This is a genomic window from Spirosoma sp. KNUC1025 (genome assembly GCF_045160025.1).
In the GTDB taxonomy this organism is placed as follows: Bacteria; Bacteroidota; Bacteroidia; order Cytophagales; family Spirosomataceae; genus Spirosoma.
Genome location: NZ_CP087139.1, coordinates 5,219,932 through 5,246,546 on the forward strand (window position 1 = coordinate 5,219,932; position 26,615 = coordinate 5,246,546).

General features: G+C 48.0%; 25 protein-coding genes. 14 read left to right on the forward strand and 11 right to left on the reverse strand.

Features of this window, described 5'->3' with window-relative positions; translation table 11 throughout:
- Positions 1–62: 62 nt before the first annotated feature.
- Complete coding sequence (locus LN737_RS22815) at positions 63–638, forward strand: hypothetical protein (RefSeq protein ID WP_405512245.1); 576 nt, start codon at positions 63–65, stop codon at positions 636–638.
- Between the two features lie 151 nt (positions 639–789).
- Positions 790–3,873 carry a hypothetical protein gene (locus tag LN737_RS22820; protein WP_405512247.1) on the forward strand — a complete coding sequence of 1,028 codons (3,084 nt, stop codon included), beginning with the start codon at positions 790–792 and terminating at the stop codon, positions 3,871–3,873.
- A gap of 97 nt (positions 3,874–3,970) precedes the next feature.
- Here the strand turns inward: LN737_RS22820 and LN737_RS22825 are convergent, their stop codons facing one another.
- A complete protein-coding gene (locus tag LN737_RS22825) occupies positions 3,971–4,213 on the reverse strand; it encodes a hypothetical protein (protein ID WP_405512249.1) in 243 nt (80 codons plus the stop codon).
- A 368-nt stretch (positions 4,214–4,581) separates the two neighbouring features.
- Here LN737_RS22825 and LN737_RS22830 point away from each other — a divergent pair, with 368 nt between their 5' ends.
- From LN737_RS22830 to ggt, 5 genes are all read left to right on the forward strand, one after another.
- Positions 4,582–5,586 (forward strand): NAD(P)/FAD-dependent oxidoreductase, encoded by a 1,005-nt coding sequence (locus LN737_RS22830; RefSeq protein WP_405512251.1) that lies wholly within the window; start codon positions 4,582–4,584, stop codon positions 5,584–5,586.
- A 103-nt stretch (positions 5,587–5,689) separates the two neighbouring features.
- On the forward strand, positions 5,690–6,010 hold the full coding sequence (locus tag LN737_RS22835; RefSeq protein WP_405512253.1) for a 2Fe-2S iron-sulfur cluster-binding protein: 321 nt from the start codon (positions 5,690–5,692) through the stop codon (positions 6,008–6,010).
- 73 nt (positions 6,011–6,083) lie between these two features.
- The gene (gene glgP / locus LN737_RS22840) at positions 6,084–7,754 is read left to right on the forward strand and encodes an alpha-glucan family phosphorylase (protein ID WP_405512255.1); all 1,671 of its coding nucleotides are present in this window, start codon (positions 6,084–6,086) and stop codon (positions 7,752–7,754) included.
- A gap of 103 nt (positions 7,755–7,857) precedes the next feature.
- Complete coding sequence (locus LN737_RS22845; protein ID WP_405512257.1) at positions 7,858–9,174, forward strand: gluconate:H+ symporter; 1,317 nt, start codon at positions 7,858–7,860, stop codon at positions 9,172–9,174.
- 35 nt (positions 9,175–9,209) lie between these two features.
- Positions 9,210–10,952, forward strand: coding sequence for a gamma-glutamyltransferase (ggt, locus tag LN737_RS22850; RefSeq protein WP_405512259.1), 1,743 nt, complete (start codon positions 9,210–9,212; stop codon positions 10,950–10,952).
- 114 nt (positions 10,953–11,066) lie between these two features.
- On the opposite strand, the gene LN737_RS22855 is transcribed toward ggt, so the two are convergent.
- Positions 11,067–11,423 (reverse strand): hypothetical protein, encoded by a 357-nt coding sequence (locus LN737_RS22855; RefSeq protein WP_405512261.1) that lies wholly within the window; start codon positions 11,421–11,423, stop codon positions 11,067–11,069.
- Positions 11,424–11,754: 331 nt separating this feature from the next.
- Between LN737_RS22855 and LN737_RS22860 the strand changes: the two genes are divergently transcribed.
- The gene (locus LN737_RS22860; protein WP_405512263.1) at positions 11,755–12,387 is read left to right on the forward strand and encodes a ferritin-like domain-containing protein; all 633 of its coding nucleotides are present in this window, start codon (positions 11,755–11,757) and stop codon (positions 12,385–12,387) included.
- A gap of 74 nt (positions 12,388–12,461) precedes the next feature.
- Here the strand turns inward: LN737_RS22860 and LN737_RS22865 are convergent, their stop codons facing one another.
- The 5 genes from LN737_RS22865 to LN737_RS22885 form a co-directional block, all read right to left on the reverse strand.
- The gene (locus LN737_RS22865; protein WP_405512264.1) at positions 12,462–13,457 is read right to left on the reverse strand and encodes a hypothetical protein; all 996 of its coding nucleotides are present in this window, start codon (positions 13,455–13,457) and stop codon (positions 12,462–12,464) included.
- Positions 13,393–14,172, reverse strand: a complete 780-nt coding sequence (locus LN737_RS22870) for a hypothetical protein (protein WP_405512266.1) — start codon at positions 14,170–14,172, stop codon at positions 13,393–13,395. Before LN737_RS22870 ends, LN737_RS22865 begins: the two co-directional genes overlap by 65 nt.
- Entirely contained in the window at positions 14,160–15,116 is a 957-nt protein-coding gene (locus LN737_RS22875) for a right-handed parallel beta-helix repeat-containing protein (protein ID WP_405512268.1), read from the reverse strand. Before LN737_RS22875 ends, LN737_RS22870 begins: the two co-directional genes overlap by 13 nt.
- A 225-nt stretch (positions 15,117–15,341) precedes the next feature.
- Positions 15,342–16,205: a sugar phosphate isomerase/epimerase gene (locus LN737_RS22880; protein WP_405512270.1), complete on the reverse strand. Its 864-nt coding sequence runs from the start codon at positions 16,203–16,205 to the stop codon at positions 15,342–15,344.
- Positions 16,206–16,271: 66 nt separating this feature from the next.
- Positions 16,272–17,087 carry an AraC family transcriptional regulator gene (locus LN737_RS22885; RefSeq protein WP_405512272.1) on the reverse strand — a complete coding sequence of 272 codons (816 nt, stop codon included), beginning with the start codon at positions 17,085–17,087 and terminating at the stop codon, positions 16,272–16,274.
- Positions 17,088–17,287: 200 nt separating this feature from the next.
- Between LN737_RS22885 and LN737_RS22890 the strand changes: the two genes are divergently transcribed.
- On the forward strand, positions 17,288–18,094 hold the full coding sequence (locus LN737_RS22890; protein WP_405512275.1) for a hypothetical protein: 807 nt from the start codon (positions 17,288–17,290) through the stop codon (positions 18,092–18,094).
- A gap of 2 nt (positions 18,095–18,096) precedes the next feature.
- On the opposite strand, the gene LN737_RS22895 is transcribed toward LN737_RS22890, so the two are convergent.
- Positions 18,097–18,426: a tetratricopeptide repeat protein gene (locus LN737_RS22895; protein WP_405512276.1), complete on the reverse strand. Its 330-nt coding sequence runs from the start codon at positions 18,424–18,426 to the stop codon at positions 18,097–18,099.
- 169 nt (positions 18,427–18,595) lie between these two features.
- Here LN737_RS22895 and LN737_RS22900 point away from each other — a divergent pair, with 169 nt between their 5' ends.
- The 3 genes from LN737_RS22900 (at position 18,596) to LN737_RS22910 (ending at position 21,081) form a co-directional block, all read left to right on the forward strand.
- A complete protein-coding gene (locus LN737_RS22900) occupies positions 18,596–19,333 on the forward strand; it encodes an electron transfer flavoprotein subunit beta/FixA family protein (protein WP_405512278.1) in 738 nt (245 codons plus the stop codon).
- A gap of 94 nt (positions 19,334–19,427) precedes the next feature.
- Positions 19,428–20,390 carry an electron transfer flavoprotein subunit alpha/FixB family protein gene (locus LN737_RS22905; protein WP_405512280.1) on the forward strand — a complete coding sequence of 321 codons (963 nt, stop codon included), beginning with the start codon at positions 19,428–19,430 and terminating at the stop codon, positions 20,388–20,390.
- Between the two features lie 94 nt (positions 20,391–20,484).
- A complete protein-coding gene (locus LN737_RS22910; RefSeq protein ID WP_405512282.1) occupies positions 20,485–21,081 on the forward strand; it encodes a bifunctional nuclease family protein in 597 nt (198 codons plus the stop codon).
- A 65-nt stretch (positions 21,082–21,146) separates the two neighbouring features.
- Here LN737_RS22910 and LN737_RS22915 read toward each other — a convergent pair whose 3' ends face one another.
- From LN737_RS22915 to LN737_RS22925, 3 genes are all read right to left on the reverse strand, one after another.
- Entirely contained in the window at positions 21,147–21,647 is a 501-nt protein-coding gene (locus LN737_RS22915) for a PPC domain-containing DNA-binding protein (RefSeq protein WP_405512284.1), read from the reverse strand.
- A 105-nt stretch (positions 21,648–21,752) separates the two neighbouring features.
- Entirely contained in the window at positions 21,753–23,765 is a 2,013-nt protein-coding gene (locus tag LN737_RS22920) for a hypothetical protein (RefSeq protein WP_405520494.1), read from the reverse strand.
- A gap of 681 nt (positions 23,766–24,446) precedes the next feature.
- Positions 24,447–24,896: a PaaI family thioesterase gene (locus LN737_RS22925; RefSeq protein WP_405512286.1), complete on the reverse strand. Its 450-nt coding sequence runs from the start codon at positions 24,894–24,896 to the stop codon at positions 24,447–24,449.
- A gap of 130 nt (positions 24,897–25,026) precedes the next feature.
- Here LN737_RS22925 and LN737_RS22930 point away from each other — a divergent pair, with 130 nt between their 5' ends.
- Positions 25,027–25,788 (forward strand): phosphosulfolactate synthase, encoded by a 762-nt coding sequence (locus tag LN737_RS22930; protein ID WP_405512288.1) that lies wholly within the window; start codon positions 25,027–25,029, stop codon positions 25,786–25,788.
- Between the two features lie 124 nt (positions 25,789–25,912).
- Entirely contained in the window at positions 25,913–26,566 is a 654-nt protein-coding gene (locus LN737_RS22935) for a DedA family protein (protein ID WP_405512290.1), read from the forward strand.
- Positions 26,567–26,615 lie beyond the last annotated feature (49 nt).

Consider the following 26,615-nt stretch of genomic DNA (forward strand, 5'->3'; position numbering starts at 1 on the left):
AATAATTAAAAATATACATCTTTTTTGTTGTATATACGTATTGTTTGTAGTATATTTAGTACATGAAAAACGCCACCAAAATCGCAAAAAGCCACCTCGACTTAAGCCATATTCTGGCTCAGGCAACACCAAGCCCAAATCAGGATTGTATCTATTACCTGATCAATCAGAGCGACCAGGTCATCTTCGTAGGGCAGACCAGTAATCTCTATGCACAACTTCTGAACCACAAAACGGTGGGTCAATCCTTCACCCGGTTCTGCTATATGCCCTGTCAGAAAGATCAGCTCGACCGGCTCCAGCAGGAGGCCATTGCCCAGTTCAAGCCCATTCATAATCTGCCCCCTGTTTCCCATGTCTCCTACTCCACTTCTCACCTTTTGAGCAAGCAACTGATCTGCCTCAAGTATAATATGACGCCCCCGGCTTTCGAGTACCTGCGCAAAGCGTTTGGATTGGAGTCGGTTCACGCCTGCGGCAACATGAAATATTACGACCCGGAAGAGGTAGAACGTTGGCTGAAGCGCTTCAAAGGATTGGTGATTCGGGGGCGGCATGTTTTGCAGGCCAGCCCTACTTATCTGGCCGTCGGTGTGAGTCCACGGACCAACCAAATTCAACTTTTCAAAAACAGATGAAACAGGTGGGATCGGCCTGGTCGCCGAAGTGTCCAGTGAATTGGATACGTCAAACACGTAGCCCCTCGTACAGGTTTTCAACGTACACGACCGAAATGGAAACGGCCATTCGGCGTTTACTTCTGTACAACCACCAATTCACGGATTGATTATGAGCTATAATTTTTTTGGCCTGCTGCTTTTGCTGGGTGCTATTATGCACATCCAGCCGAACGTAATACGACAGGTAAGCCCCGCGGCCACTCCTCTTGCCCCGACTTCCAGTCTCAATACCACAGCTCTTTCTACCGCCGACTATACGGCAACATTTACGTTAGCTTCAGCGGCAACCGTCAGCGCAGGCGTGTATTCTGCCGATAGCACGTTGATACGTACCCTTTTTTCGGGTGTGCGCTACCCGGCAGGTGCTCACAAAGTTCAGTGGGATGGTAAAGACGATTATAAAAAACCGGTTTTGGACCGTAGCACCAACTACGTTGTCCGGGTCGTCAGCAACAATATTGCGGCTAATTGGGAGGGCGTGCTAGGTAATACGTCGGCTCAGTTCACAGGGCCAAGTGTCCATCGCGGCTGGGATGTAATCAAGACCATGACGATCATCGGTACAACGGCCTATTATGGGAAAGGATACTCAGAAGGAGCGCCAAGTCATATTAAGTTTAATCTGGCTGATATTCAGGACCGCATAGTTATTCTACCCAATATAAAAACTGGCCAGAATGTGCTTCACACTACCAGCGATGGAACAACTATCTACTGGGGTGGTCTCGATTCGTTTGGAGGCAAATGGTTTGTTTTTGCGACTCGAAAATCTGACGACACGGAAATTGCATTTACAGAAGGCAAGCCCATTAAGGTCCATGCAGGCTATACTTATAAACATGCTATTGAAATAAAAGCCGGAAATAAATCCAGTATATCTGGTCTCGCCGTCCAGAATGCTGGAGATTTTCTTTTTGTTGCTCATTCGGCTCTTAATACGATATCCGTTCTGGACAAGAAAACAGGTAATCCTGTTCAGTCAGTTTCCGTTACGGCCCCCGGCAAAATAGCTGTGGACGCTCAGGATAATCTTTGGGTAATTTCAGGCAATAACACGGTTAGTCACTACAAGGTCAACACTAATGGTACGTTCGGGTCGCCTGATCTTTCCTTAAAGGGTTGCACCGAGCCTATGGCAATAGCCGTTTCACCGATTACGGGCGACGTACTGGTAGCCGACGGCGGCTCAAAGCAACAGATTCGCAGCTACTCGACTTCCGGCGGCTTACGTGGAGTTTTTGGCCAGGAAGGTGGCTATACCGTCAATTCAACCGTTACTAACGACCGGTTTTATTTTAGCGACCCCAGCCGATCTATAAACAGTACGTTCATTGCTTTTCAGCCGAACGGTTCATTCTGGGTAGGTGATACGGGGAATGCCAGAGCGATGCATTTTACGGCCGATAACAAATACATCGAAGAAATAATGTTTCTGCCCAAGACGTATTCCTGCAATGTGGATGTCAATAATCCTAGCCGGGTATTTGCTCACTTTCTGGAATTTGAGGTAGACTACAGCAAACCGCTGGGTGGTACCAATGGTTCCTGGAAACTGGTGCGCAACTGGGGAGCCACTGTACCTACTAGCTATCGGAATCAGTTTAATTTACTAAAAGGAGTGACTACCCTGAGAAATGGCCACACCTACGCCACCCTGAGCAATTCCGCCAACGGAGCCGTTGAACTGGTCGAGCTGGTCAGTAAAGGGCCGCTCCGGCTGACGGGCGTGATCGTCTCGCCCAATGCTGAAGGTGGCACCACTCAGCTCTACCCCGATGGCTCACTGCGCAGAACTGTACGGGCGGGAGTTGGCAAGAGCCAGGCTTTTACTGTGAGGAGCTTATCGGGTTTCGATAGCCGTCATAACCCGCAATGGGCAAAAGCAGTTACCGTAGCTGCTACCCCCGTAGCCAGTGCCGATGATCCCATTTATTATGGAAACACCATCAAGCTCAGGTCTGGCGAGATCACGTCCACTAATCTGATTATCGCTTTCGATGGCAACAAAGCCAGCAAGAAATACCATCTGGGGGCGATTCGGCTTGGCGATAAAACATGGAAATGGCGAACGGCAGTCAGTACCAATCCCAGCTATAGCGGGCCTTACCCCACAGATGGCGCTTACGACATTGGCAATGGGGTCAATACAACGGGGATTGCGCAACAGGTTAATGGCCGGATCATTCTTTGGGGTTATCATGGAGAATTCTGGAAAGCGGGGCAAACCAATATGTATAGCTTGGTTTATGACAATGGCTTACTGTTGAAAACGTTTGGCGCTACGTCTTTCGACAACGCCCGGAAGAAACTGCCCATTCCACCCGCCGGAATGGCGGGCAATGCCTTTTCGGGTTCATTAGTTAAGATTGACGATAATCTTTACTATTATCACAATGATGAGAATTACCACAGTGGCGTTCATCGCTGGAAGATCAGCGGTCTGAATACGGTTCATGAGCAAGTTATTCCTATCAGTCTGTCAACCAGTTCTGCCTCAGTCACGGCGGCAAGGGCGGCTTTACCCGAATCGAACGGAAAAGATCTGCTGGATGGACTGCCCAACAATACAAAGCTACTGGCCGAAACAGCAGGCTGGGTGCGCGACCCGGGCATTGAGATCAAAGCCACGAGAGATAAATGGCTGGTAAATACCAATAAGAAAACGTACGCAGAAGCGAGCCCTGACGTTCAGGCTGTGTTTCGTTCAAATGTTGCGGGCACCGTCCGTACGCTGGAACGTACTTTAGGCAGCGATGCGCCTACAAAAGGCTGGGAGCTTGTAGGAACGATAAATTATGAGGGAATCCTTTTCGGGAACAATGAACAGGGAGGCCAGTATCTGGACGTACTCGACAGGAACGACAAGGTGATATCCCGCTTTTATTTTATCACAAAGGACCTTTCCAAGGGAAATACATCCATTATGGCTGGTAATAAATCGATGGCCAGTGGTCCCACCAAAACCATAATCTCGCTGGTCAGCCAGCCTCAGCCAATCCGTATTGTCGCCAATGCCGACGGTACAATCACCACAACGTACGCTGACTATGCACCGGTTAAAAGTAGCCTGGTCGATAAAGCCGCAAATTACCGGACTCCGGCGAAGCTAAGACTGTATTTCTTTACTACGCTGGATGGCAATAGCTACGACCGTGTGATCGACATAAGCGCCCTTCGGTTCGATACGCGCTGAAGAAAATATTTTGCTTTAACAAGCCCTCGACAGCCAGGCTTTTATAGCACCGACTAAACAATAAACCCCGCCTATCAGAATAGGCGGGGTTTATTGTTTAGTCGGCTTCAAAACCTTCGGGTATGTTGACCTGAATTTTACATTGTTCAAAATGGGCTTTTGCGCGTTTCAGGCTCAGAAACAATTCGCCTTCCAGTTTGCTAAGACCACTAAAAAGGGTGTAAATATGCTTTACCTTCCCTTTCTCTTTCCTGGCAGCAATTGATATTATGGTATCCTTCGCTAACGTCTGATCGGCTGTTGTGTAGTAGACTACATCTCCGACAAAAAGCTCAAACATTTGGGGTAGAAAGCCAGGTGAGGCATTTGTCTGGCTACTCAAAAGGAAAACAATACCTTAGGGCTATTAATTCGCTTTTTCCGGCAATAAGGCAATTATATTGCCCCAATAATTGCACTATCCCAATAAACCAACTTTCTCCAAAAGCACAAAGGCAGGCCAGCGAAAAACACAAATGGGTGGCCGGCACGAAAGTCTACAACCCGCGCATTAGCCGAAAGCGGAATTATGCCAACCCGTATTCCGTATACTTATCCCTCATTCCAATTTATCATAGCCGGGCACGGTAGGGATGCCCCTACATTTGCAGCATCACATCACTGGGTCGTCGGGTCAGCTTAGCAGCCACCCGACGACCTGCCAGGAACATGATAACAACAGATATTTGCATTATTGGCGCGGGCCCAGTGGGTCTGTTCGCCGTTTTTGAAGCGGGTTTACTGAAAATGCGCTGCCATCTGATCGATGCGTTGCCGCAGGTTGGCGGTCAACTTTCGGAGATATATCCACAAAAACCGATCTATGACATTCCCGGTTATCCAGCCATCAATGCGCAAACGCTGGTGGATAATCTGATGGAGCAGATTGCTCCCTTCAATCCGGGATTTACGCTGGGCGAGCGCGTTGAACAGCTTGACAGACAGCCTGATGGCTCTTACATCATTACAACCAGTGACGGTACGTCCGTCCATTGCCAGGTAGTGGTTATTGCCGGTGGCTTAGGCTGCTTTGAACCACGCAAGCCCGACATTATCAACCTGGAGCGGTTTGAAGGGAAAGGGGTTTCCTACATGGTAAAAAATCCAGAGCAGTTGCGCGACCGGCGCGTTGTACTAGCTGGTGGGGGCGATTCGGCGCTCGACTGGACAATTTTCCTGGCCGACGTAGCGCAGGAGGTCACGCTGGTCCATCGGAGTGATACGTTCCGCGGTGCGCCCGATTCCGCCGAAAAAGTGTTCCATCTGGCTAATCAGGGGCGGGTCAATCTGGTTCTGCAATCAACCATCACCAGCATCAATGGCAACGGCCATTTGCAGGAGGTCAGCATTACGGCAAAAGACAAAAGCATAACGGTCCTGCCAACCGATCACCTGATTCCGCTCTTTGGGCTAACCCCCAAATTAGGGCCTATCGCCGACTGGGGACTAACCATCGACAAATCGGCAATTAGCGTGAACACGGCGGATTACTCGACTAATGTCGAACGGATTTATGCCATTGGCGATATCAATACGTATCCGGGCAAGCTGAAACTGATTTTATGCGGCTTTCACGAAGCTGCTCTTATGTGTCAGAGTGCTTTCCGCTACGTTCATCCCGACCAGAAGCTTAGTTTCAAATACACCACCGTCAACGGCGTACCAACATTTTAAAAGGAGGAAAGGGAGATGGGACAAGAGGGACGAAACGGATAATAGACTACAACTCTTTTTCTCTCCTCCCCTTCCGCCATCTTCCCATTTCTCCCCCATCCCTATGATCCAGTTCACCATTGAAGACCGAAACGGCGACCGACAGCCGATTGAGATTCCGGAAGGTATTAACCTGAGCCTGATGGAAGTTCTGAAAGCATCGGAATACAACATTCTGGCAACCTGTGGAGGCATGGCACTCTGCGCAACCTGCCACGTGCAGGTGCTGGATGGCATCGAGGCCTTACCCGATGCGCAGGACGCCGAACTGGATATGCTCGATACGTTGCCCGATGCTGAATCCGACAGCCGACTGGCCTGCCAGATTCGGGTAGATGAACGACTTGAAGGTGCAATTTTTAGAATAAAAGGAGCAGAAAATTAAATTATTTCACGGACTACTCCGGCGATTAGTGAACGGGAATTTGTTTACCTTGCTTCCCTTAGCTCGACCGCCTATGATCTCTCAGCTTCCTGCGGCCTTCCGGCCCCCTTACTCAATTGATGAGCGTTACAAAAAATCAGTCGTTTATTTTTCCATGGAGATTGCCGCCGACCAGGCCCTGAAAACGTATTCGGGTGGCTTGGGTTTTCTGGCCGGTTCGCACATGAAAAGTGCGTTTGAACTGAATCAAAACCTGTTTGGTATTAGTCTTCTCTGGAAATACGGCTACTACGATCAGGTTCGCAAGACCGACAATGCTATGGACGTACAGTTTCGCGAGAAGCTGTATTTCTTTTTACAAGACACGGGTATTGAGTTCATGATCGACATCGCCGGTCGGCCAGTACGGGTACGGGCTTATTATCTGGACCCCAAACATTTCCAGACTGTTCCGCTGTTTTTTCTGACGACCGATATTGACGGGAATGACGGTGCCGCCCGCTCGATTTCATACCGGCTTTACGATAATGACGTACGGATGAAAATTGCTCAGTGTATGCTACTGGGCATTGGTGGCGCAAAACTGATTGACGCCCTCGGAGCCACACCAGACGTTTATCACCTCAACGAAGCCCATGCCTTATCAGCAGCTTTCTACCTCTACCAGAAGCTGGGTTCGAGCGACGCACTACGTCGGCGAATGGTATTCACAACCCATACCCCGGAAGAGGCTGGCAACGAAAAACACGACATCTATCTGCTCAACGAAATGGGCTTTTTTGGCGGTTTGCCCCTGGATCGTATTCGGGAAATTACGGGTATTCAGGACCACGTATTCAATCATTCGCTGGTTGCCCTGCGGTTGAGCAGGCTGGCCAATGGCGTTTCCAAACTACATGGCGAGGTGGCCCGGCAGATGTGGGATCGCTACGAAGGCATTTGTCCCATCACACACGTAACGAATGCCCAAAATCAGCGTTACTGGACTGATCCAACCATTGAAGCCGCCCGGCTGGCAAATGATGAGAAGGCTGTTGCCGCCCGGAAAATTGATCTTAAACGTCCTCTTTTCCGGCTGGTGGCCGATCAGGTTGGGAAACTCTTCGATCCGAACGTACTGACCCTGGTATGGGCGCGTCGGTTTGCTACGTACAAACGTCCCGATTTGCTGACTCAGGATATGGATCGGTTCACGAATCTGCTGACTCAAACCAAATACCCCGTACAGATTATCTGGGCAGGCAAGCCCTACCCGATGGATGGTGGCGCTACCGACGTGTTTAATCACTTGTATTACTTAAGCCACCTGTTTCCGAACATGGCCGTACTGACGGGTTACGAACTGGGGCTTTCAAAACTGCTCAAAGATGGTGCCGATGGCTGGCTTAATACCCCGATTGTGAACCGGGAGGCATCGGGAACCAGCGGGATGACGGCGGCTATGAACGGCGCCGTAAACATTTCGACCAATGACGGCTGGGTTCGGGAGTTTACCAAACCGGGCGAAAACAGTTTTCTGGTCCCAACAGCCGATCCACTACTGCCTGACCACGCGCGCGATGAGCAGGATCGCGACAACCTCTTCGACTTAATCGAAAACGAAATCATGCCCATGTACTACGAGCGCCCATCCGATTGGCAGGCATTGGTGTTACGTAGCATGAATGACGTTAACAGCTATTTCGGAGCCAATCGCATGGCTGCCGAGTATTATGAGAAGATTTATGATCCACAGCCTGACTAGTCGGGGGCGCATCCGTAAAAGGTCAAATTGTATTCAGTCGGGAAGTAAATAAGTAGATACGCTGCTGAAACCTGTTTGCCGAATAGATTTGCTTTATGTGGTTATGCCCCTAACGATTACGCTGCTTGGCATTCTGGCGCTGATTGCGCTTATTTCCATTGTTCGATTACATACGTTTCTGGCGTTTCTGGCAGTTTCTATCGGGGTTGGCTTAGCCCTTGGTCTGACACCGCTGGTTATTCTGGATGCAGTTCAAAAAGGGATTGGCAGCACACTCGGTTCCATTACGTCGATCATTGCCTTAGGCGCTATGCTTGGTAAGCTGGTTGCTCAGAGCGGAGCCGCACAGCGTATTGCTATCAACATGATGGAGCTGGTCGGTACCCGCCACGCGCGCTGGGCGTTTATGGTAACGGGTTTTATTGTTGGCCTTCCTCTGTTTTACTCGGTTGGCTTTATGCTGCTGGCCCCGCTGGTCATTACGGTTGCTTATCGATACAAGCTGCCGGCGTTATATATCGGCCTGCCGATGCTGGCCTCTTTGTCTGTAACGCAGGGCTACCTGCCGCCCCACCCTGCTCCGCTGGCTATTCTGAAACAATTCAACGCCGATATGGGGCTGACGCTATTTTATGGTGTCCTTGTATCAATTCCGGCCATTCTTGTGTCAGGCGCTTTGTTCGGCTCAACCCTCAAACGATACACGACATTACCCAATCCGGCATTTATTGCCCCCGATTTACAGGAAGATCAGATGCCTTCGGCCACAGTCAGTTTTTTGACCGTTCTACTGCCGATTCTGCTGATTGGCTTGAGTACGCTCTTTGTCCCGTTCTTGCCTGAAGGAACGTTCATTCGGCAAACGCTACTTTTTCTGGGCGAACCAATCGTTAGCATGTTTTGCGCGGTGTTGGTCGCTACGTTTACACTTGGCCTGCAACGGGGCAAATCCATGCCCGAAGTTACCAGCTTACTGGCCGAAGCCGTAAAGGACGTAGCGCTACTTTTCCTGATTTTCGGGGGAGCTGGTGCCCTGAAACAGGTTCTGACAGAAGGGGGTGTAAACCAGTCAATTGCCGACATGATGCACGACTCCTCGCTCCATCCTTACGTATTGGCCTGGGGTATGGCCGCTCTCATTCGGGTTTGTGTCGGCTCATCGACCGTATCGGGCATCACCACCGCAGGCTTCGTAACGCCTTTACTCACAGCTACGGGTGTCGAACCAAATCTGATGGTGTTGAGTATAGGAGCCGGGAGCATGATGTTTTCGCATGTCAACGACACGGGCTTCTGGCTGTTTCGGGAATATTTTCAACTCTCGATGGCAGATACACTCAAAACCTGGTCGATTATGGAAACGCTGGTATCGGTATCGGGTCTGGCGGGGGTAATGATTGTAAATGCGGTGATAACGTAGCAGCTCGTCGGCAAACTTCGGGAACAGAAAGTCCTATGAACGTTCATAAAATCAGTTGCTTAACAGGTATCTTCTGGCTGACAGCCATTGTTTTATTTGGCCAGACAATTGGTAAAGGCGACCGTATCACGGGCCCTAACTTTGCTACGCGCAGCCCGATTTTGGGCCGTCATGGGATGGTAGCCACCAGTCATCCGCTGGCTACGCAAATTGCCCTCGATATTCTAAAACAGGGTGGTACGGCCGTCGATGCGGCCATTGCTGCCAATGCAGCTCTCGGCTTCATTGAACCAAATAATGGCGGTATTGGTGGCGATTTATTTGCTATTGTCTGGTCGGCCAAAGATCGTAAGCTTTACGGATTGAACGCCAGCGGGCGGTCGCCCAAAGGCTTGACGTATGATTCGTTGCGGACAATTCTGGGGAAACGCACGCTACTCCCACTTTACGGTCCGCTGTCGATTTCTGTGCCCGGCGCGGTTGATGGCTGGTTTCAGTTGCACCAGCGGTTTGGAAAACTTCCAATGCGTAACCTGCTGGCGCCATCCATCCGGTACGCCCGCGAAGGAGTACCCGTTCCACAAGTGATTGCGTATTCGTGGCAAATCGCATATAAGCGACTGGCAACCAGCGGAAACGATATTACTGAGTTTGACAATTTCCGTAAAACATTCCTGATCGATGGGAAAGCCCCTACCGAAGGGCAAATCTTCCGAAATCCGGACCTGGCCGCTACGTACGAAAAAATCGTGGCTGGTGGGCGTGATGCCTTTTATAAAGGAAGCCTTGCGGATGCCATTGACCGATACGCACGCCGTACGGGCATGTTCCTGCGTAAGGAGGACTTAGCCACTCACCAAAGTAACTGGATCGAACCCGTATCAACCAGCTACCGGGGCTACGACGTGCATGAGTTACCACCCAATGGCCAGGGAATTGCCGTGCTGCAGATGCTGAATATTCTGGAAGGGTTCGATCTGAAAAAGTTAGGGCACAACAGCGCCGATTATCTGCATTTGCTGGTGGAAACCAAAAAATTAGCTTTTGAAGACCGGGCGCGCTATTATGCCGACCCCAGCTTTGCGAGAGATTCGATAAACTGGCTATTGACGAAAGAATATGCCGCCAGACGCCGGAAATTGATCGATCCGAAAAAAGCGTCGGAACATCTTGATGCGGGCGAACCAGCCCTTCGGGCAGGCGATACTGTGTACCTAACTGCTGCTGATGATCAGGGCAATATTGTATCCCTCATTCAAAGTAATATGCTTGAATTTGGCAGCGGTATGGTCCCCGACGGACTTGGCTTCGTCTTTCATAACCGGGGCACGAGTTTTACTATGCAGCCCAATCATGCCAACGTGTACGCCCCCGGCAAGCGTCCCTTTACCACCATCATTCCTGGCTTTGTCACAAAAAACGGGCAACCCTTTTTAAGTTTTGGGGTAATGGGTGGAGCCATGCAGCCTCAGGGACATCTTCAGGTGCTGTGCAACATTATTGATTTTGGCATGAACGTACAGGAAGCCGGCGACGCAGCCCGTTTCAGTCATTCGGGAAGTAGCGAGCCAACAGGTACCGTTATGCGAGATGGAGGTAAACTAGCTTTGGAAAGCGGTATTCCCAGCGATGTGCGGACAGAATTAGAGAAGCGGGGACATCATCTTGCCCCAACCGATTTTTTTGGCGGGTATCAGGCGATTCAGTGGGATGCCCTAAACCGAACTTATTGGGGCGCCAGTGAAATGCGAAAAGACGGTCAGGCTGCCGGTTATTAAGTTCCTGTCAAAAATTAACAGGAGCAATGAAGCGACTTTAATGATACGGGTTGTTCTGCCATATCAAGCACGCTTCACTGCTCCTGTTAATAACCAATGCGCAAATTGGATTGATTACCGCGTTCCTCGACGCTGAATACGCCGGGTCGATAAATCGGGTCGGGACGTAGCCTCGAAATCGGTTGTTACGAACTCACTCGATTTAGGCCGATTACCCGTTGCTGATGATTTCGCTTCGAAGGCCAGCTCCTGACGCAGGTAATCAGTTGACTGCTTCAGACGTGCCGTTTCTTCAACCAGCAGTATCGTCATGTTTCTTGTGTATTCTTCGTCGCCAGAGGCTTCGAGGAGTTCCTGAAACTGCCGGTTAAAATCGCTGTATGCGTAAGGGTCAGTACCTTTTTCTACCGAGAGCTGAACTTGCCGATAGGACTGCGATACAAAATAAAGGATTGAATTGGTATTGCTCATGATCTTGCTGAAGTGTATTTTAACAAACTATATTTGTGGTTTTGTTGGTTTTGTCTTTAAACAAACGAATAAAATTGAATATTGTCTCAAAAAATTCTAACTGTTTTTATAGTTTTTCTCTTTAAGCTTATGCTAGTCAACACTTGGCCCCCCGAATATCTATGTATTGCAAGAGATCGAGGGACAAAGCCGACTATCTACCACGAGCCCTGTGGAGAAAAGTAAACACGTAATATGTAGCATAACTATAAGTTTCTGCTAATCAACAGTTGGCATAGATTTGGAGTTATATTCGCAATGAGGACAGCTCATTTTAAATAACCTGAATATCATGGCATCATTAGCGGATAGAATAACCAGCTTTTTCAACGGTAGCGACTCTACGGCAGACGAGGGGTTGAGAGATTTGTTTATCAGCGAATTAAAAAGCGTTTACTACGCTGAAAAACGAATCGTTAATGCATTAGGCGAGCAGGCTGAGGCCAGTACTACCAATGAAGTACGTAGTGCTTTTCTGCAGCATCAGGATCAAAGTCGGGAACAGGTGGAGCGATTAGAGGAGATTTTCAGGATCATTGGCATGAAAACAGAGGAACGTAGCTCCCATGCCATTGATGGATTGGTCAGTGATGCACGAATAGTGATTAGCGATACGGATGAAGGCTCCCTCACGCGTGACGCAGGGCTGATCATTGCTGCGCAAAAGATTGAGCATTATGAGATTGCCATCTACGGCTCATTGCTAACACTAGCCCACGTTCTTGACTTTACGCAGTCGGCAGAGTTGTTGGAAAAGACACTTGAAGAGGAGAAAGAAACCGACCGTAAACTGACGGTCCTAGCCGAGTCGTTTGTGAATAAACAGGCCAAAGAGGAAGAAGAACAGCATCCAGGCAGTCACCATAGTAGCCGTCATCCTGCCCATACAACAGACGTAACGCTAGGCGGTCCTTTAGGCGTTTAGTACGTATTTGTCACGTAAGAATAGTCCTGCTTTTACCCATAGAGCAGGGCTATTTTTATGGTAGTTAGTCGAAACTAATACGAAAAAGACAGGTACTCAAAACATCCTCTGTCTACCCTCCCCAGAAAAATGCGGTAATTTCCACCTAAATCAAAAAGATCTACTTCGTTGTACGTACTGGCCGCAGGATCACCGCTGTTGATGGCCGGACTGTTGGGCTTCAACTGGTAATTGAGGTTGGCAACGAACATCGGATTTGCATCGGTAACCGTGCTGCCATCATAAATTGAACTGCCTGCGCCATCCTGAACGATCGAGTAACTAATTCTGGATGGATCGGAAAAACCTGCAAAAACCAGTGGCCTGGAGCCACTGCCGTTGGCCCAGACAATGGTATTCGTTATCAATAAGTTACCGCCAAAAATGGCTTTTCCATCCTGCAGACAGCTGTTATTAACCAGATCACAGTTTGTAACAATCAGCGTTATCGAACTGACATCTGTACCGCTCGCCCTCACATGGCTATTGGCTACTGCTCCACCATATTCACCATAGTTCAGATTGAACAGACAATTTCGCAGACTGACAAGACCTGTACCGCTGTTGTACATACCGCCCCCGTAAAATGCGCCCCGATTATCGGTAACGTGGCAGTTTTGAATCGTTGGCGAACTGCTCTGCCCTGCTGTACTTTCGTTATAAATTCCTCCGCCTGTATAACCTCCGGGCGGGACTGGTGATTCGGTATTGGTCGTAGTTCCTCCATCGCTAATGACAAATCCATCCAATACGGTGCCCAGAGCTGCATTCTGAAACGTCACCACATGATAGGTATTATCGACAGGATCTGTGGTGCCAATACCTCCGGAAAGGGTCGTACTCAGTGGGAATGTCAGGTTGCGGTTGCGCTGATCCAGCGTCGACTCGGTTCCCGAAAACCCGCCATATACTTTTACCCCCGACGGAACAGCAAAACTCAACGTACGGTTGGTGCCGGTGGTGGGTTTATAAATTCCCTGCGCTACCCACACTTCTTCGCCAGTCTGAGCCGCCATAAGGGTTGCTCGCAAATCTCCCGATGCGTTTGCCCAGGAAGAGCCATCGGCAGCACCGGCAGGCACTTGCCTGACGTAACGAATGCGAACCCCTGAACCGTAAACGTGTCTCCGAGCCAGCGGTTAGTCGGCCACTAGCCGAATACAGAATCGTTCGGGCACTGGCGGTATAAGCTGCCGGAATGCTAACGGTAGTACGTATCCGCACCACATCATTTACTGTTGGCACACACCCGCAAGCCCAGGTTGCCGGGTCGTTCCATGCACCATCGGCAATCGAGAAAATAGCGTCGGTCATCTGCTGTTCGGCACACCCTATATCGATACGGCTTCCAATAAGGCGAGGCAACCCATGCAGGTCAACCTGAAAGGGCGTAATAAAATCAGCAAACGGGTCGCCTGCGTTGGTAAGTGGGCTATTTACCGTAAGCCGATATGGGTGAGCTACGTCGCTGTCAAACTGCGGGTCTACGCTTATATTCCCTGTTTCGCCCGCACATCCAGCAATGGCTGAGCAGCCCTGCACATCAGAATACGTAATGGTTGGGGCCACAATGGCATGGATGACCGGAATCCCGCTGCTGGTGCTATTGTCCCAGAAAATACAACTGGTCAGGCTAAAATCTCCGCTGGGGCTACCGGGTACAGTGTGCGTAATGGCGGCACCATCCGGCGCCTGATTATGAACAAACGTGCAGTTAATCGCAGTCAGTTTGCTTATGCCTCCCAAAGCAACACAACTGATGGCCCCCCCGCATAGAGGGCCGTATTGCCATCGAACAGGCAGCTTCTCAGAACAACATCGGACCCTTTGTTAAACATGGCTCCGCCAGTGATGTAAATATCTGTCCGTGAGCTTTGGGTTGAATTACCGAGAAACTTACAGGTTTTGAAGAGTGGCATGCAGCCGATATTACTCACGGCTCCTCCCTCGGTTGAGGTCGTATTGGAATAGAACGTACAATCAGAAAAAGTAGGCTGGCTGAACGGCTGATTCCTGACGGCTCCTTCGGTGTTAAAGCTGAATGAACAACCCGTTATGGTCGGCAAATTGTAGGAGCCAACATATAGACCACCGTTCTGATTAAACGCAAGTTCGCACTGGTTGATTACCGGACTGGTGGCTGGTGAATAAGTGGACGTTTCGTCGTTAAAATAAATGCCTCCCCCGCTCGGACTGCTCGATTGGTTGTCATACCCGTTACGGATCGAAAAATTATCCAGTAAATTAGCGTCGCTCTGATTGGCAAACGACACTACCCGATACGCATTGTCATTTGCATTACTCAGCGTCCCTAAATTACCGGACAGGATTGTTGTCCAGATGTTGACCCGATCAGCAGTAGAGGTTTCGGTACCGGCAAAGCTTCCGTACACTTTCACCCCCGACCGAATCAGAAACGTCCTGGTACGTGGGTCAGCTGGTGACGCATTTCCACTACCGTCGCACGTGGGAAAATACGTACCTGCCATGACCCAAACCTCATCGCCATTTACCGACAGGTTAATCATTCCCTGAAGATCAGCCGATGCATCGGCCCATGATAAACCAGTGCCGGTCCCGGTTGCCGTAGGTTTTACGTAGCGAAATGTAGCCAACGTATCGAACGGTATAGCCAGCCAGATCAATATCGTCAGTAGGTATATCGTTCGTTTATAAACATGCTTTTCCATAATTCCATCGATCAAAACGCGCTGTTTATCAATGGAATATATAAAATATTCCTACAAGCTTACTAGGTTATTTGAGGGAACGGTTGGCCGATTTAGCAACCGTTTTAGGAGATTTACGTCAGGAATTTCAGGCGTTGGCCAATAGAAAAAGGCTGTGGTTCAATAGGTAATTGCTTACCTACAAACCACAGCCTTTTCGTGAATCGTTTGCGCTAAAACGCCCTGCTACTCTTTCAGACTTTTCAGATACGCAATGCTCTTGGGCATCTGTTCGTATTCATGATTGCTCTCATCCTCAATGTAATAGTGCTTCACACCCGCTTTTTTAGCTAATCGCAAAATCTCCGGTATATTGACCTGTCCCTCTCCCAGCACTACGTCGTTTTCGGGAGGTGTGCCGCCGGTCAAATCACCTTTTACGCCTTTTTTCAGGTCTTTCAGGTGCATCAGTTTAAATCGGCTACCGTATTTTCTCAGCAAGTCAACCGGATCGGCGCCACCATGCTGCGCCCACAAGATATCCATCTCAAAAGAGACGTTAGCGGGATCGGTATTCTTAACAAGGTAATCAAACAAGGTACCGTTTTCGTACGGCTGGAATTCATATCCGTGATTGTGGTAACAGAACGTAATACCGTTGTCTTTCAGAACCTTACCAACCCGATTGAAATCCTCGACCGCTTTTTTTGCATTCTCGAGCGAGAAATTGCCTTTTTGATGAGGAATCCAGGCTACCATGACATAGGAAGCCCCCAACGCTTTCGCATTGTTGACCGCGCTCATCGGGTCTTTCACGATTTGCTCATAACCCATGCCGGTTGCCGAAATTTTGATACCACGCTCATCACACATTTTTTTAAATTCTTCGGCAGTCAATCCCTTTGGCGCGCCCCCTTCCATGTCGGTAATACCAAGCGCTTTGATGGTATCCAACGTAGCCGGAACGCTCTTTGGGAAGCTGTTGCGGTAGGTATAGGACTCAACACCAATCGGAAATGTATAGAGCGGTTTTCCTTTTTGGGCAAAGCCTTGCGTTACGCTCAACAGCGCTGTTGCTGCGAACCCCAACGCGAAAAATGTTTTTCTCATGGTTATCGGATTCTTTTTGAAGTCAATAAGACCTGACAACCCCTGTTTTTACTTACTTCGTTTTGATCAGGCCAGATAATTGGCAAGCTCAAGGTTGTCCTTTACGTAGAGCGTCGGCCGTTTTCCTGTGAATTGCGTAAACTCCCGAATGAAGTGCGACTGATCGTAATAACCACATCGGTAAATCAGGTCATGCCAATCGGCCACCTGCCAGCGCTGACCGGCAAGTTGCGCACACAAATAACCAATGCGACGAATACGCGCGTAGTATTTTGGGCTAACGCCTACTTTCTGTAAAAACTGACGCTCGAACTGACGACGGCATACATACAGTTCATCCATTAATTCGCCTACGTTTATAACCCCCTTTCGGTCAACAATCAGATTAGCGGTATAGTCGGTCCGGTCGTATGTACTGCTTCGTTTAAGAAACTGGCGGTTCAAAAACTGTTCAAGCAGCTGGACTCGTTGTATAGGGTCGCCAGCATCTGCAATTTGCTCGTGTAACAATTGCACGGATGTGCTCAACACATCGGTCAGATCAACTCGTTCATCGGTAAATTCGTACATGGGTAACCCAAACAGAGAAGCGATCCCGGCGGGTTTAAATACAATACCAACCATACCGATACGGCCCGACAGTTCCAGCTTATAGCTCTCGGTAGCCTGTCCAGTCAGAAATGCAGGTGGGGCCAGCAGCGATTCGTGTTTATTATTGCCAACCCGGTACGTATCGCCATAATTAAATACCATCGATGTGAAGCTGGTCGGTGGCGATTCGATCTGCATGGGCTGCGTCAGTACTTCCTGTTTCTCCCAGGCAAAATAGCATTCCACAAAAGGCGCCAGATGCACGGCAGGCGCAAATTTCCGGTAATACATGGTCAGCAGATGATACGTTTCGCCCCAAATTTGCCGCTTTTATTTCACTGAATGGCAAGATGTTACGTTCATTTTATCCAGCGGTACACTGAATAAGCCTTTGATCCAAAAACTGGTTATCTTTACTACAATAGACGTATCTTCGTCATTAACTTTATCGCACTTATTCATCTACGTTTACCCTTTTAATTGACCAGGCTATGAAGCCTTTATCTACTTCGAAATCCATCCTTGCCGCTGGCCTGATGGTGTATGCAGTGAGCAGCTGTGCCCCAACCGTTACTACGTATCGGCTCGAGCCAGCCTCTGGTGACATTGCCACCATTGACGGTCGGCCCGTTACGAAAGCGGAGCAGAATGGTGTAGGCGTAGTGGCATCCTTTGAGCGTGAGGATCTCGAATTTGTTACGCTGGATGTAGAAATAAAAAATCACACCGATCATTCCATTGAAGTTAATCCTGCCGATTTTCATTTTACTGCCCTGGGCGCTTCGCAGGATACACTGACAGACCCCCGTAACGCCAACTTGGCGCTGGTCGGATCGGCGGCAGACCCAGCCTACGAGGCTGGTCGGATGAACATTAAGCGAAAGGAAGAGGAAAAACGGCTGAAACGAGCCAAAGTGTTCAATACTATCCTGATGGTAGCAGCCATTGCCTCCGACGTATCAACGTCGAGTAATAACCGTACGTACCGTGAATATGTCAATAATCGGGTCGCTCATGGCGTCGCTTATCAGGGCATAGCCATAAAACGGGCTGTTGATTACAGCACCTTTGCCAACCGGATGCAACGGTACGATTATGAGGAATATCGCTGGCGCGAACTGGCTCTGAAGGCCAATACGCTTGCTCCCGGCGAATCGATACGTGGCTTTGTCTATCTGCCGAAAGTAGCCAATGCCAACTATTTATCCATTGCGTATTCGCTGCCTGAGCAGGCAACTGTTCCCCTGCTCTTTAAACAGGAGCTGGTTCAGCAAAAGAAAACCCACCAGCGTAAGTAGAGTTACCATTCATCTTCATCCTCTTCAAAGGCTTGTTGAGCACGCTGCAGTTCCAGGAGCGTTTTCGAATTGTTTTGAGTTCGTGCCAGCGCAATTCCTTTTTCATATAACTCAGCGGCCGCGTCCCGATCATCGAGATCAGCGTAAAGAGCAGCGGCATGGTAATACGTAGGCAGATAATCGGGATGATTGGCTAGTAACTGATCAAAATAGATGCGAGCCTGCTCAGGCTGATCATTGATAAATTCCATAGCCAGCGCATAAACATTGAATGGCTCATTGGGTTCTTCCTGTACAAATCGAATTAATTGTTGGATACGTTCGTTATTCATTCGTGCAAGAAAAATAGTATGCATGCATACTTTTATTTAAGACTGTTTGTACTTTTGAGCTGTAAAAATAGTAGATATGTATCAGTCTAGCGCCAACATTTGCGGGTGACGCCTTGCGCTGACTGTTGCGTTAATGAATCACTATCAGAACCACAAAACCCAACTAAGCATGAAAATTTTAGTGTGTGTGACGAGTGTGCCCGACACCACCACCAAAATTGCCTTTACGGACAATAACACCAAATTGAACAAAGCGGGGGTAACTTTCATCACCGGCCCTTACGACGACTATGCACTGGCCCGTGCCGTTGAATTAAAAGAAAAAACGAGTGCTACAATCACCGTTCTAAACGTAGGAGGAGCCGATTCTGAGCCTGTCATTCGCAAATGCCTGGCCATTGGCGCCGACGATGCCATCCGCGTAAATGCAGAGCCAACAGACGCTTATTTTGTTGCGGAGCAGATTTCCGCCATTGCCCAGAAAAACACCTACGATCTGATTCTGATGGGCCGCGAATCCATCGATTTCAATGGTGGTCAGGTTCACGGGATTGTGGGTGAAATGCTCGGAATACCGTCTATTTCGCCGGTCATGCAGCTTGATCTTGACGGCGATACGGCTAAAATTACCCGGGAAATTGAAGGCGGAAAAGAGAGTCTAGAAGCCAAATTGCCGCTGGTGTTAGGTTGTCAGGAGCCTATTGCTGAATGGAAAATTCCAAACATGCGTGGTATCATGACTGCCCGTACAAAACCGCTTGTAGTTGTTGAACCAACGGGTACCGATGTTCTCACAACGGTGGCCAGCTACGAGCTTCCTGCCCCACGTAGCGCCGTGAAAATGATTCCGGCTGACCAGGCCGAAACCCTCATCCAGCTTCTCCATACAGAAGCAAAAGTGATTTAAAACCAAGTCAACAAGTCATTGAGTTGCAGCTCTGCTCTTGCGGCACTGACTCTGACAACTTTATGCTTGCATAGCCCTATAACTAGTAGAAAACATGTCAGTCCTGATATTTGCGGAATTAGACGAAGGTAAGATTAAAAAATCCTCCCAGGAGGCTATTTATTACGGAGCAAAAGTTGCTGAAATGACGGGTACTTCTGCTACGGTTATCAGTATCGGGCAGACTACCGATGACGAACTGTCTTCGGCAGGCCGATTCGGCGCTGCGAAAGTGCTCCATGCCTCCGACAGTAGATTGAATGAACCCAATGGTATGGCGTATGCAACCGTTGTGGCCGGCATAGCCCAGCAGGAAGGCAGTAAGATTATTGTACTGGCCAAATCGTCGCTAGCTGATGCCATGACGGCCCGGCTGGCGGGTAAGCTAAAAGCCGGATTGGCCGCCAACGTAATCGAATTACCAGATTTATCAAACGGCTTTCGGGTAAAAAGCAGTATTTATACCGGAAAGGCCTTTGCCTACAATGATCTTAAGGCCGACGTAAAGATTCTGGCTATTAAGAAAAACACGGTTACACCCGAGGAAAAGGACGTAACAGCGCCTGTTGAAACAGTTACGCCTACCCTATCTGATAGCGATTTTGTTATTTCGGTTAAAAACACTGAAAAATCCTCTGGCGATATTTTACTACCTGAAGCTGACTTAGTCGTGTCGGCAGGGCGCGGTTTAAAAGGGCCGGAGAACTGGGGTATTGTTGAAGACCTGGCTAAGGCACTTCATGCGGCTACAGCCTGTTCGAAACCCGTATCTGATTTAGATTGGCGTCCCCACTCCGAACACGTTGGACAAACAGGCCTGAAAATCAGCCCCAATTTGTACATTGCCTGCGGTATATCCGGAGCTATTCAACATTTAGCCGGTGTAAACTCCTCGAAGGTAATTGTTGTTATCAACAAAGACCCAGAGGCACCATTTTTCAAATCAGCGGACTACGGTATTGTCGGAGACGTTTTCGACGTACTACCTCGCCTGACGAAAGCGGTAAAAGCTCTGTAGGAGACATAAGGCATAGCGTTGTAAGTTACTAATCTTTAATTTTTAGTTGTACTTTATGTCTCTATGCCTTACGACTTTTTGTTATTTTTACACCGTGGATAAAATTAAGCTTGAAATACTAGGACTATCGCCCAGTCAGTCGCAATCGGGATCATTTGCACTGGTGTTGGGAGAAGAATATGGCAATCGGCGGTTGCCCATTATCATTGGCATGTTTGAAGCACAGGCAATCGCCATTGAAATCGAAAAGATTGTGCCGAATCGGCCAATGACGCATGACCTGTTTAAGCAATTTGCCGAGCAGTTTAAATTTACGGTTCGCGAAATTATGATTTCCGACCTGCGCGAGGGTATATTCTTCGCCAAAATTGTGTGTTTCGACGGCGTCCGCGAGTCAGTCATTGACGCTCGCCCATCCGATGCAATTGCTATCGGAATTCGATTCGACGTACCGATTTATACCAACGAATCGATTCTGTCAGAAGCTGGCATTACGGCTAGTGGAAACGATGAAGACGAAGAGCAGGAAGAGTTGGTTCGTTCATCAAGTCGTTCGTCGAGCCGGTCTTTTGGCGATCAACTCAAAAATGCGTCTTCTGAAGAGTTGCAACGAATGCTCGAAGAAGCCCTTAACAACGAAGAGTATGAGCGAGCCGCCAAAATTCGCGATGAAATGAGCAAACGGAATTAATATACGCTACAAAGGGATATATACTTTATAAATGCCAAAGCCACTCAGGGGAGTGGCTTTGGCATTTATTTTCGTTTCCTCTTCAAGATAACCAGTTCCCGATAACCGAACGTCGGATCAATTTCGCGGGTATACGTTATGTCAGGCATTATGCCAACAACGATTTCGGCTGTCGTGTATATTTTGCACCCCTCCAATAAATGACCGCCTAACGTGCGGCCTGTTGAATCAGCTACTGACAAATGTAGATGGCTTCCATTTACGGAAAGTGTTCCAACAAGCGAAACAATTTCAAAATGCCCATGCCACTTACTAGAGCCATCCTGATTCGCTAATCGTAATGTTACGTCAGTGAGGCTTCCAACGCAGGAAAGTATAGCCCCGGCTCCAATACGTTTTTGCTGTACTAGAATATCCAGCTCCTGCTTTAAATCCTGGCCAGGTCTTAGCCGAAAGGAGTATGTAGACATTGTAGCCTCCACGGCGGTGGAAGCTGCACTATTGGGTTGCGCATTCATCATAGCCATCGAAAAATAAAAAAGAGTCAACAGGAAATAACGCTGCATACCATAATGTTTAGTAAAACGAAAAGCAGATAGTTTCAAAACTATTACACTGGAAACAAAAAAACCGAGAGCGTTTGCCCTCGGTTTTTTTGTTAGTCGGCTTTCTTATTCGATTCCGAACATCGCGTTGTCACGACGGCCACTGTTACCACCCCGACGGCGGGTTGCCTTTTTCGGTGGTGCAGGAGGAGCAAGCAGCTTAGCTTTTTGCTCATCTGTCAATGGCTTCAGATCAGTGATCGAGAAGGTGTTGTCGCTAATTGTCGTGTTGAAGCTACCCACAACCTGTTCTGGTTGACCATTGCATGGCAGTTTCGTAACGGTGAACACGGCGCGGAAGTAAGACACTTGTGGTCTTCTGCTTCTGCCTTTGAAGCGTAAAGCTCTGCCGCTTTCAATTTTAGCTTTTTCAGCCTGAAGTTGTTCAGCCAAACCACCTGGCAGATCACGAATATTCAGGATAACAGTGTTCGTGTCGAACGAAATTTCACCCGTTGCCAAGCGACGGTTCAGACCACGATACCGTAGGCGGGTAACTGTATCGCCAACAGAAGTGATGGTGCCGTTACAGTAGCAGACATTCGCCACTTCACGTGTATAAGGCGTACGATAGAACACTTCCAGACGCTCCAGTTTATGATTGTATTTGCAATCCTCTACGATTTTCTTCGAAGGAAGGCTTGCAAAACTAGAGGTCGTTACTTCACTCATACAAGTACCGCATTTAGCAGTTTGTTTGTTGTGAAGCGTTACGTAGTAGAACCCAGGGCTCATCTGACCGTTCGAGTAATAGGCCGGTGGGAAAGCAAGAGTCGTGTCAGTTGTGTTCTCCAACTGAGCGATCACCTGGTCGGTTGCGCCAGCAACTACTGAGTCCGGACGATAATACAAACGAGCCGTGAATGTTTCGTTTCTTGGATTTGGCGTTGTACTGCGCCAGCTAATGACAGGGGCAGCGGCCGTCTTGTTCACTGCGGCAAACTTCTGCTCGTCCGTGCTGTCAACATAGGCCAGCGATGCCCCTTTCAGTGAAGCTCCATTGAATCGGATGTTCAGCTCGGGAATCTGTTCGCAGGTTGGGCAGGTAACAGGTGCTTTGGGAATAAGTTTCTTCTGTACAAACCCTTTCCGAACAGCCAGACCTACGCTGAAGCCACCGTGTTTACGCTTGAACTCATACAGTTGATTGTCGATACCATTAACGATCATGTAATTCAACTTGGTGATAAAGCCCTGTCCCTGAAGGCCAATATTCCAGTTGTTACGTAACGGGAAGAAAATCCCTAACGAGCCAATCGCTCCCAAATGATACAAATTGGGGCTTGGGTTAACTGAGCGAAGAAGTCGACCACCGTCTACCAGAGAAGGAACAGCACCCGGAGGCAACGTACCCTGCGAAGGAATGTAAGCAGCGATAGTGGCTGCTTCCGTACGGAATAATCCACCGCGAGCAGCTGCTTCAATAAACGTTGTTGCATCAGGGTTCCGGCGGCTACGGGCAAGTGTAAACGTCAGAGCAGGTCCAATCGTCAGGAACATATCTTCCGAAGCACGTTGACGAATAGTCACCTGATCGCGGCCAACTGGCGGAGTCAGTGAAGCCGCCAGGTTGTACAGATAATCTCGGTAAATACTGCGCGTTATGTAATTCTGATAGCCGAAAGCCGTCCCTACTGCAAAGCGTAGCCGACGGGTGGCTGGTGTCAGGAAGTAATCAATATTGGCAGTGATGTTAAAACCCGCCCCATTATATAGGGTCTGATCACGTTTGTTCGGTCCGAACGTATTTTCCCACGTACCGCAATAGGCAAAGTTAGGTCCTGCATACAGACCCACTCGCCAAGGCGATAAGCGTCGTACCAGGATAAAGGTTTGGAATGTCGTGTCACAGTCGTCCAGTTCGGCAACATCACTGGCCTGCGCTTTGAAGTCGTTTCTACGTAACGTGTCGGTGTAAATTCCTTTACCTAACCGATAGATTTTCTCACGTTCATAACTTCTACCTGAAGTTGTTGTAGATGGACTTACTGTAGTGGGTTGAACCCGGACTGTGTCAGTCTGTTGAGCAAGGGTAACAGAAGGTATTGCAAAACTTAGCAACACGAGTCCAGCCAGCATCCTCAGGGGGTGTTGTTGGATAAATGTTCGCATATTTATTGAGTTAATTTGACGCAATGTTCCTATTCAAACGTTCAATTTCGGGTGCGGCTGTGGATAGTTCGAAACGGTCAGTTCACTACATCAGCTACGTTTGTCTTGTACCGATTAGTCAACTTTAACCAATTTATACAGGCGGCAACCATCCCGTAATATGTGTTATGACTAATTTTCCAGTCAAATGTTTCCGCAGACTTCAAATAATTCTAAAATTACATCTGTCTGAGAATGATCTTTTCCGTAAAGTAATGGTCAACTTACTGTGACCGGCCACACAGACCATTCGATTGATGGCCCATCAATCCACGTTTTTTCTGCAATGTTAAGACTGATTTGCAAAAGTCAATCTATTATTTCAATATTTTTTCAACGTCTATTAGTAAAATAACAGGTGGCAGATAAGTTTATACTCTGTTTTGGTTACTAAACCATAGATGTTCTCATTAACATTATACAGCTAAACGTCATTTTCGTTCTGTATATAAATGACGTCCAATAATAGCAATAATAAGGTGATAAGAAAACAATTACAGAGCTTATCCTCCAATAATCGTTATTTTTCTTATTTGTTTTCCCATTTCATCAACTTTATGGTTCTTGGGGAGCGCTTCTTAGCTCCTTCAACAGTCATCAGAGCTGATTTTACAAATTCAGTTTCAAGGATGTCTGAATTAGATTCGTTGCACATTTGGCAATAATTTTTCCGTCAAGTGCATTGATACGTCCTTCACAATGAATAATATTCCTGCCAGCCCGTACAACTTCTGCTGTTGCTGTCACGGTTTCATTAATGCCAGCTGCGTGCAAAAAATCAATTGTCAAATTGACCGACGTATAGGCATATTCCCGGCCAAGTGCGAACACCATTGTCCCAATCAAATCATCCAATATTGCGGCTGCGGCTCCACCATGTAATACCCTTGCCGGATTCGTCATCTCCTCCCGAACTACGTAATCAGCAGCTAAACGACCGTACTCAGCTACTTTTAGGGTGCCATTAAGCCAACGCCCTAGTGGGGAAGGACTGCTGTGCATGGATAAGCCGATTCGGGCGCGTAGAAAATCCAGGCGTGGATTTGTTGTATTGTCCATATCCGACAAAAATAGCATTTAACTAAGTTATAAGCCCATAGGATGCGATTATTTATGGACTATCTTGGGAGGTTTCCAAGACTTATACTACTTTTGAGCGATTTTTAATTCGTACCCCTTATTACGTCGAATGAATTACACACTAACGCAGATACCCTATCGCACCGCAAAGCCTCGCCAAAGCGGCTTAACCATGGTGATGGATAAAGGGTTAAGCCTGCGTGAGGTAGAAGATTTTTTATCTACCTCAGCCGACTACGCAGATATCATTAAACTAGGTTGGGCAACATCGTTTGTCACACCTAACCTGAAAGAAAAATTAGCTATTTACCGCGAGGCAAATATTCCCGTTTATTTCGGAGGAACCTTATTTGAAGCCTTTGTTGTGCGTAATCAGTTTGAAGATTATCGCCGATTGCTGGACAAATACGATATGAAATATGCCGAAGTATCGGATGGATCAATCGATATGCCTCAGGACGAAAAATGCGATTACATTCGTAAACTGGCGACACAGGTAACCGTACTGTCGGAAGTAGGTTCCAAGGATGAAGCTAAAATAATTCCTCCCTACAAGTGGATTCAGTTAATGAAAGCGGAATTGGAGGCCGGTGCCTGGAAGGTTATCGGTGAAGCTCGTGAAGGTGGTACTGTTGGCCTATTTCGGTCGAGTGGTGAAGTACGTCAGGGATTGGTTGAGGAGATTCTGACGCAGGTACCGTTTGAAAGTATTCTATGGGAAGCCCCACAAAAAGAACAACAGGTTTGGTTTGTCAAGTTACTTGGCGCTAATGTCAATCTCGGCAACATTGCCCCTCACGAAGTTATTCCGCTTGAAACGATTCGCCTGGGTCTTCGAGGAGACACCTTCACCCATTTTCTGGATAAATAGGTACTAGCTGGTAGTCTACTGTTGTCAGTCAATAATAGATCAACTACGTTTTACTGACCAGATGTCTGGTACACTGAATTACTTTATCTGACGACTATCGACTTACAACTATCGACTCTTTTGTATGGATCTTATTAAATCGCTACTTGATTTTCTATTACACCTTGATCGTTATCTTGACCTATGGGCTAATGAATACGGTGTGCTGCTCTACGCCATTCTCTTCCTGATCATTTTCACCGAAACAGGTTTGATTGTTATGCCTTTGTTGCCCGGCGATTCATTACTCTTTGCAGCTGGTGCACTGGCAGCCCGACCAACTAATGAATTAAGCGTTTGGGTTATCATTCCATTGCTCATCGTAGCAGCGCTGCTGGGCGATAACGTAAATTATTTCGTTGGGAAGTTTCTGGGCACGCAAATTAAATCGCGGGAACGCATTCTCTTTTTTAAGCGAGAGTATATTGATGAGACCGAAAAGTTTTACACTAAATACGGTGGCCGTACAGTAATTATCGCTCGTTTTATTCCCATCGTGCGGACCATCGCACCCTTCGTAGCGGGGGCCGGTAGCATGAATTATGGTACGTATATCAAATTCTGTATTATGGGTGCCGTGCTTTGGGTGACTTCTATTTCGTTGCTCGGTTATTTCTTCGGTAACTTCCCGATTGTTCAGAAAAACTTTGAATTAGTGGTTTTCGGAATTGTGGGCTTATCGATACTCCCTATTATTATTGAATACATCAGGAAGCGTTCAAATAAACCAGCACTCTGATTACTCAGATTTTTAGGTATAGTTTTTATTATATTACGGGAAGCAGAGA